Raw genomic sequence first — 6,404 nt, 5'->3', positions numbered from 1 at the left:
CGGATGATCTGATCCGGCGTATGCCGCCGGCGCTTGCTACCTGCCATGTCGTCGTCGATTCTTCCTGCCCAAACACTCGGGCAACAGAGTCGCACAACAACTGGACCACTACGAAGGGCCCACCTCACATCGAGCTCACATCCTGGTGGATGGTGGTGACATCGGTGCCCATCTCGGTTTGGCCGGTACCGCCCGTTCTGGAGACGTCGAACTCGACTCAGATGTCGCAACCGGACTCCTCCGCTACCTCTCCGTGCGGAAACTGGCGCCAAGGTTAGTGTTGTGGGTTCTGCGGTGGTGACGACGTTGCCAGTCGTGTTGAACCGGGGCGCGCGCACAACAGTCGAGTGGCACCAACTGAGTGAAGGTTGTTGCGTCCGCCAGCGCACACCGCCTCGAAGCTCGAAGCGTTGTCTAGTCGAGACCTATGTAAACCATCGGTCAGATCCTCGTGATGATTACGTCGTAATGCCGGTGTCTGGCGATCTGAATCTCGATTGTGTAACGGTAGTGTGCGGATCGCCGTCATGCTGCTGAGCCGCAGATGCGTGGCGCGACCGCACGCTTACACGAACTGGTGGACGAGGTTGAACCTCGACGTATTAAGTCATGTGGTCTTTGGTGCCAGTTGTAAGTGTCACTCATGCTCGCCGTGAATTTGTCGATCGCGGTTGCTCCCGAGAGGCAGGAGCGTTGGTCGATCTCCATCGCCTCGGACACCTACCCTCACCTTCTTGATGGAGTTGGTGCGCAATCGGTCAAGGAGGCAGCGGTGGTCCGTAGAACGGGCTGCCGTGACCACGACTACACATCGCGACCAGCTGATGACCAGCGAGGGCGGTGAGAGCAATTCAGGTGACCAATCTTTCGATGTCCGCCTGAAGAGGGTGGTGCCCCCACCAGGGCTCGAACCTGGGACCTGCGGATTAAAAGTCCGTAGCTCTACCAACTGAGCTATAGGGGCGTACCCGGCGAGCCGGGCGTCGACGAGTTTACAGCTTCACTCGGTGCTCCGAGCGGGGGCCTACACGTGTGTCGCGCACGTGCACGTGCCGCTCTGGGCCGGCGGCCTACTCGTGTGCGCGGGAGAGTGCGTCCCGTTCTCAACCAGCTCCCGGGACGTCGGTCATGCAGCTGCTCGCGACGTCCCGAACGGGGTTCTCCACGTGTCCTGCGCAGATGCGTCAGAAATGGCCGTTTTAGGCCCCTGACCACACGATTTGTGGTTTGCTCGAAACCTGTCATAAGCTATGCGAGCTCCCAGCGGAGAAGCGAGACCGGCCCCCTTCGTCTAGCGGCCTAGGACGCCGCCCTTTCAAGGCGGTAGCGCGGGTTCGAATCCCGTAGGGGGTACGCCTGGACGGCACTCGGCAACGAGAGTCGGACAGAACAATTAAACAAGGCCCTGTGGCGCAGTTGGTTAGCGCGCCGCCCTGTCACGGCGGAGGTCGCGGGTTCGAGTCCCGTCAGGGTCGCCAGAGATGACCGGCGCATTCGGTTCTACCGGATGCGCCGGTTGTCTTAGGGCCAGGTAGCTCAGTTGGTACGAGCGTCCGCCTGAAAAGCGGAAGGTCGTCGGTTCGATCCCGACTCTGGCCACCATGAAAACCTCCCGGTTCATCCGGGAGGTTTTTTTGGTGGTCGGAGGGGGTCTGGTGTCAGTGGCCCGGTGTCAGGGGCCCGACTCAATCTCGAGCAGTCGGGCGTCGAGGGCGGTCGACGGGGCCTGTCCGTCGTCGTGGGTTCACGGTGATCAGTCTGTCCCGCCCGCGGTGCGTCGGTCGCCGTCTTACCGGCGGGCGCTGCTGATGCGCAGTCCGCGCAGGGGCGAGCGCGTCGTCCTCCAGCCGTTCTCCAACTATAGTTGTGTTACTCCAACTTTCGTTGGAGAGGGGTGCGCCATGCAGCTCAACAAGCCGTTCGCGACGGTGACACCGACCCTCGACGGCGACGTGCTCGCGGTGCTGGCGGCCGCCGACCTCACATTCACGATCAGCCAGGTCCAGCGCATCCTCGGCAGCGCATCAGGGGAAGGCATCCGCAAGGTCCTCAACCGGCTCAGTGCACAGGGCGTGGTGCTGCACGATGAAGTAGGTCGGACGCACACCTACCGCCTCAACACCGAGCATCTCGCGGCCCCGCCGATCATGGCGCTCTCCCGGCTGAACTCCACCTTCCTGCAGCGCCTCGAAGAGCACTTCACCGAGTGGGAGACCGCACTGCGGTACGCCGCGGTGTTCGGGTCGGCGGCGACGGGGCGGATGAGGCCCGACAGCGACATCGACGTGTTCCTGGTGCGCGCAACCGATTCCGAGGACGACGCGTGGGACCAGCGGGTCACCGGACTCGCTCGACTGATCACCGCGTGGACCGGCAACGACGGCCGGATCGTCGAGTACACCGAGGACGAGTTGCGCGCCGCGGTCGCCGCCGGCGAGCCGCTGCTCGGCGACGTGTCGACCCAGGGCCTCACCGTTGCGGGGACACGGGCCTGGTTCACCGCGCAACTGCGCCCGGCGAGGAGCTCGTGATGGCGGGGCAGCGCAAATGTGACGCCGCGGTCGCCGCCGGGCGCATGTCCAAGGCGACCGAGTTTCTCGATGCCGCCGACCATCTCGGACGGGAGATGCCCAACGCTGCCGGGGACCTCTACGTGGATGCGGGTATCGCAGCCTCGGACGTCATCTGCTGCGCGCGGCTCGGCGTGCACTCCAACACCGGTAACCACAGCGAGGCCGTCGCCCTGCTCAAGCGGGCAGACAGCGGATCCGAACGGCACCTGAACACCCTCCTGAGCCGGAAGAACAAAGCGGCCTACACACATCAGGACCTCACCGCCGCGGAGTTGACGAAGATGGGCCGCGCGGCGGAGCCCCTGCTCGAGGCAGCCAAGAAGGTCGTGGCAGCCCGCGGATAGTTCGCCGTTTGCAGCTTCGTGTTCGGCGAGGACGATCCGCGTCCTCGGAACAGCGGAAGGTCGTCGGTTCGATCCCGACTCTGCCGGGTCTAGTCGATCCCGGTGGGGCGCGCATCGAGTGCCGCGGCCACTGCGTCGAGCTCCCCGTCGAACAGGTCCGCGTAGGTGTGGGCGGTCACCGTGATCGACGCATGCCCCATCGCCACCTGCAGCAGCCGCAGATCCGCGCCGGCGGCGCGGGCCAGACTCGCATAGGTGTGACGCAGATCGTGCACCCGCAGCGTCGGATAGCCCAGCGCGGTGACCTGCTCCCGCCACCGCACCGCGCGCACCCAGTTCTCCCGGCTCAGCCGCGCCCCTTTGGGTGAGGTGACCGCGGGCGCGGTGCGGGCCCGGCCCTCGACGCGGGCCGCCAGCACCGCGACCAGCGACCGGGGGAGCGGCACCGTGCGAATCCCGGCCCGGCTCTTGGGTTTTCCGGTCATCAGCGTGCCGCCGACCTGGGTCATCGAGCGGCGGACCGAGATCCGCCGGCGCGCCAGGTCCACGTCGGCGACGTTCAGTCCGGTCAGCTCACCCCAGCGCAGCCCCGTGTAGGCGAGGATGCGCACGATGTCGCCCTGCGGGCCGCAGCGTCTGGCCAGCTCGTCGACCTCGGCGTGGGTGAGGTAGAGGTGCTCGGCCAGATCCAGCGGCGGGAACACCGTGCGCTCGGCCGGGTTCTTCAGCAGCAGACCGTCGGCGACGGCGTGGGCCAGGATCATCCGCAGCAGCGAGTGCCGCCAGCGTTTGGTCCGCGGCGAGCAGTCCATCGCGTTCACCCACGTCTGGATGGACTCGCGGTCGACCTTGGTCACCGGCCACGCCCCGAACTCCGGTTGCACGTGCAGCCGCCAGTTGTCCTCGAAGCCGCGCCGGGATTTGGGCGTCACATCCTGGCGGGTGGCCAGCCACGACGCATAGACCGACGCGACGGTGACCGCGTCGCCGCGCCGCGGGTCGAACACCACGCCCCGGGTGCGCGCGGTGATCGCCTCGGCCTCGAAGGCCCGGGCCTCGCGCAGCGTGCCGAACACCTTGCTGCGGCTGCGCCCGTCGGGCAGCCGCCAGGTCACCCGCCAGCGCGGTGCTCCCGCGGCCGTCCGGTACTTGGTGACGCTCATCGGGGCCGGCTGGGGGTCAGGTCTGCGGGGATGGGGATCCCTCCTTACCCGTCGTGGGTGGGCGGTCTGTCCACACTGAGACGCATGCGGAGGGCGCGCGGTTCCCGCCGGGGGAGTCCCACGGAGAACTGCGGTGCGTGCTGTGGTTGCCGACCACCCGCGCCGCCGTGCGCGGTCGGCGGACGAGATCGGCACGCCCACAGCGGATTCGCGGCCGTCGCCGGTGACGCCCGAGTCGATCCGGTCGGCCGAATCGTCGGGTCGGGCACGTGGTATCGGACGACGAGGCGCTTCCTGACTCGGTCGTGACTGCCTCTGGGGACACCGGTGTCGGTGTCCGGGGCATCGGCAGCCCGGCCGGCGGGCGCGACCCCGACCCGGACCTGTTCGAGGCCTGAGAGATCGACGACCCGCACCACGACGAGCCCCCGAGAGGGTCGGCTCATCGCGGTGCGGTGTCGGCTGTTTCGTGCCGCTCGCGGTGATTGCCGCGGTAGAGGGTCGTCGACCCGTAATACTCTCCCCATGAGAAATCGCGCCACCTCGGTGATCGTCCGGAGCACCTACGGGACCGCGGCCGTCGAGTGGTTCCTCATCATCGCGATCGCCACGATCCTCATCACCCGGCTGTACCTGCAACTGACCGGCTACCCCCAGGTCGGTGGCGGCACCCTCCACATCGCCCACGCCCTGTGGGGCGGTGCGCTCATGATGGTCGCGCTCGTCACCGGCTGGCTGTTCCTCGGCGCCACCGCGCGGGTGAGCGCCGTGGTGGTGGGCGGCATCGGTTTCGGTCTGTTCCTCGACGAGGTCGGCAAGTTCGTCACCCGCGACAACGACTACTTCTACGGCCCGGCGCCCGAGATCATGTACATCCTCGTGGTCCTGGTGCTGCTGGCCAGTCGCATCGTCCGGGACCTCAACCCGCCCACGGGTGCCGAGGCGCTCGCGAACGCGGCGTCGATCGCCGCCGACGGCGTGGCGCACGGGCTGCCGGACCGTCGACGACGACAGGCCGAGGAGTGCCTCGCGTCCGCCGCCCACAACGGCTTCGACGCCGACACCATCGCGAATGTGCGGGCACTGCTGGAATCGAGCAAGGACACCCCCGACCGGCTGATGATCCTGCGGGACCGGGCCGTGCGCCTCATCCCAGACTTCCTGCGCAGCCCGCGCTGGGTGCCGATCGTGGGATGGTTCCTCGTGGTGGCCTCGGCCGCCGGTGTCGTCGTCGGAGCACTCAGCTTCGTGTTCACCAAGGACCGTTTCGACGACCTCGACATCTACGTCGAGCTCGCCGACAACCGCATAGCCACCTGGATCCTGTTCCTGAGCGCGATCGCGACGCTGGCACTGGCGTTGCCCGCCATGCTCGCCCGCCGGCGGGGGACCGCCGGGCTGTGGCCGCTGCGGACACTGCGCATCGCTTCGCTGGTGTTCCTCCTCAGCAACGCCCTCGTCGACTTCGCGATGGAAGGCTTCGGCGCCCTGCTGAACCTCGCGATCGGGCTGTTCGCGCTGAGCGTGGTCAGCTACCACCTCGGCCAGGCCGTCACGGCGTCGAACGGCAGACATGATCAACTGAGGGTGTGACTCACCTCGAGCGGGCAGTGGCGGCCGAACGCGTCCAACGGTTCGAGCACCGGACGGTCGACGTTCCCGGAGCGGCGGCCGCGGCCGTCGTACTGGCAGTGGCGGAGAAGGACGGACGACAGGGCATCTGGTTGTGCAAACGACCACCCACCATGCGACGCCACGCGGCGCAATTCGCCCTTCCCGGTGGTCGGCTCGACCCGGGCGAGGACCACATCACCGCGGGGCTGCGGGAGCTCGACGAAGAGCTCGGTGTGCAACTGTCTCCCCGTTCGGTGCTGGGGACGCTCGACGACTATCCGACCCGGTCGGGCTTCGTGATCACCCCGATCGTCTGCTGGGCGGAGGACTTTCAGGAACCGACCCCGAATCCGGCCGAGGTGTCGCAGCTGTTCTTCGTGACCTTCGAGGAGCTGGCGGTCGCGCCGCGGTTCCTGACGATCCCGCAGTCGGAACGTCCGGTGATCCAGCTGCCCATCGTCGACTCGCTGGTCCATGCGCCGACAGCGGCGGTGATCTACCAGTTCGCCGAGGTCGTACTGCGGGATCGCCACACCCGGGTCGACGAGTTCGAGCAGCCCGTCTTCGCCTGGAAATAGGCACGATTCGGGTGGTTTGACCGACCTGTACGATCGTCCCATCTAAACTTCGATGTTCTCAGATATGCTCTGCGACATGGATTTCCATCGAACAAATGACACTGATTTGTCTGGCAGGTCACTCGCCGGTTG

5 protein-coding genes and 4 tRNA genes are annotated in these 6,404 nt (G+C 66.9%); 7 read left to right on the top strand and 2 right to left on the bottom strand.

Features of this window, described 5'->3' with window-relative positions; genetic code table 11:
• Window positions 1-888: 888 nt before the first annotated feature.
• Window positions 889-964 (bottom strand) — tRNA-Lys (locus BJF87_RS05345).
• A gap of 316 nt (window positions 965-1,280) precedes the next feature.
• On the opposite strand from BJF87_RS05345, the gene BJF87_RS05340 reads away from it, so the two are divergent.
• The 5 genes from BJF87_RS05340 (at window position 1,281) to BJF87_RS05320 (ending at window position 2,917) form a co-directional block, all read left to right on the top strand.
• Window positions 1,281-1,353 (top strand) — tRNA-Glu (locus BJF87_RS05340).
• A 48-nt stretch (window positions 1,354-1,401) separates the two neighbouring features.
• Window positions 1,402-1,478, top strand: a tRNA-Asp gene (locus tag BJF87_RS05335).
• Window positions 1,479-1,525: 47 nt separating this feature from the next.
• Window positions 1,526-1,602: transfer RNA gene (locus tag BJF87_RS05330), tRNA-Phe, on the top strand.
• 299 nt (window positions 1,603-1,901) lie between these two features.
• Window positions 1,902-2,531 carry a nucleotidyltransferase domain-containing protein gene (locus tag BJF87_RS05325; protein WP_006357356.1) on the top strand — a complete coding sequence of 210 codons (630 nt, stop codon included), beginning with the start codon at window positions 1,902-1,904 and terminating at the stop codon, window positions 2,529-2,531.
• Window positions 2,531-2,917 carry a hypothetical protein gene (locus BJF87_RS05320; protein WP_075862774.1) on the top strand — a complete coding sequence of 129 codons (387 nt, stop codon included), beginning with the start codon at window positions 2,531-2,533 and terminating at the stop codon, window positions 2,915-2,917. Before BJF87_RS05325 ends, BJF87_RS05320 begins: the two co-directional genes overlap by 1 nt.
• A gap of 89 nt (window positions 2,918-3,006) precedes the next feature.
• On the opposite strand, the gene BJF87_RS05315 is transcribed toward BJF87_RS05320, so the two are convergent.
• On the bottom strand, window positions 3,007-4,080 hold the full coding sequence (locus BJF87_RS05315) for a site-specific integrase (protein ID WP_075862773.1): 1,074 nt from the start codon (window positions 4,078-4,080) through the stop codon (window positions 3,007-3,009).
• Window positions 4,081-4,626: 546 nt separating this feature from the next.
• Between BJF87_RS05315 and BJF87_RS05310 the strand changes: the two genes are divergently transcribed.
• Together BJF87_RS05310 and BJF87_RS05305 are read left to right on the top strand one after the other, a co-directional pair.
• A complete protein-coding gene (locus BJF87_RS05310; RefSeq protein ID WP_075862776.1) occupies window positions 4,627-5,673 on the top strand; it encodes a hypothetical protein in 1,047 nt (348 codons plus the stop codon).
• Window positions 5,670-6,272 carry a CoA pyrophosphatase gene (locus BJF87_RS05305; protein ID WP_035753180.1) on the top strand — a complete coding sequence of 201 codons (603 nt, stop codon included), beginning with the start codon at window positions 5,670-5,672 and terminating at the stop codon, window positions 6,270-6,272. Before BJF87_RS05310 ends, BJF87_RS05305 begins: the two co-directional genes overlap by 4 nt.
• The last annotated feature ends 132 nt before the right edge of the window (window positions 6,273-6,404 follow it).

Origin of the sequence: Gordonia sp. CNJ-863, assembly GCF_001942325.1 — a bacterium.
GTDB classification, from domain to species: domain Bacteria; phylum Actinomycetota; class Actinomycetes; order Mycobacteriales; family Mycobacteriaceae; genus Gordonia; species Gordonia alkanivorans.
This window is presented reverse-complemented; position numbering and strand designations above follow the sequence as displayed.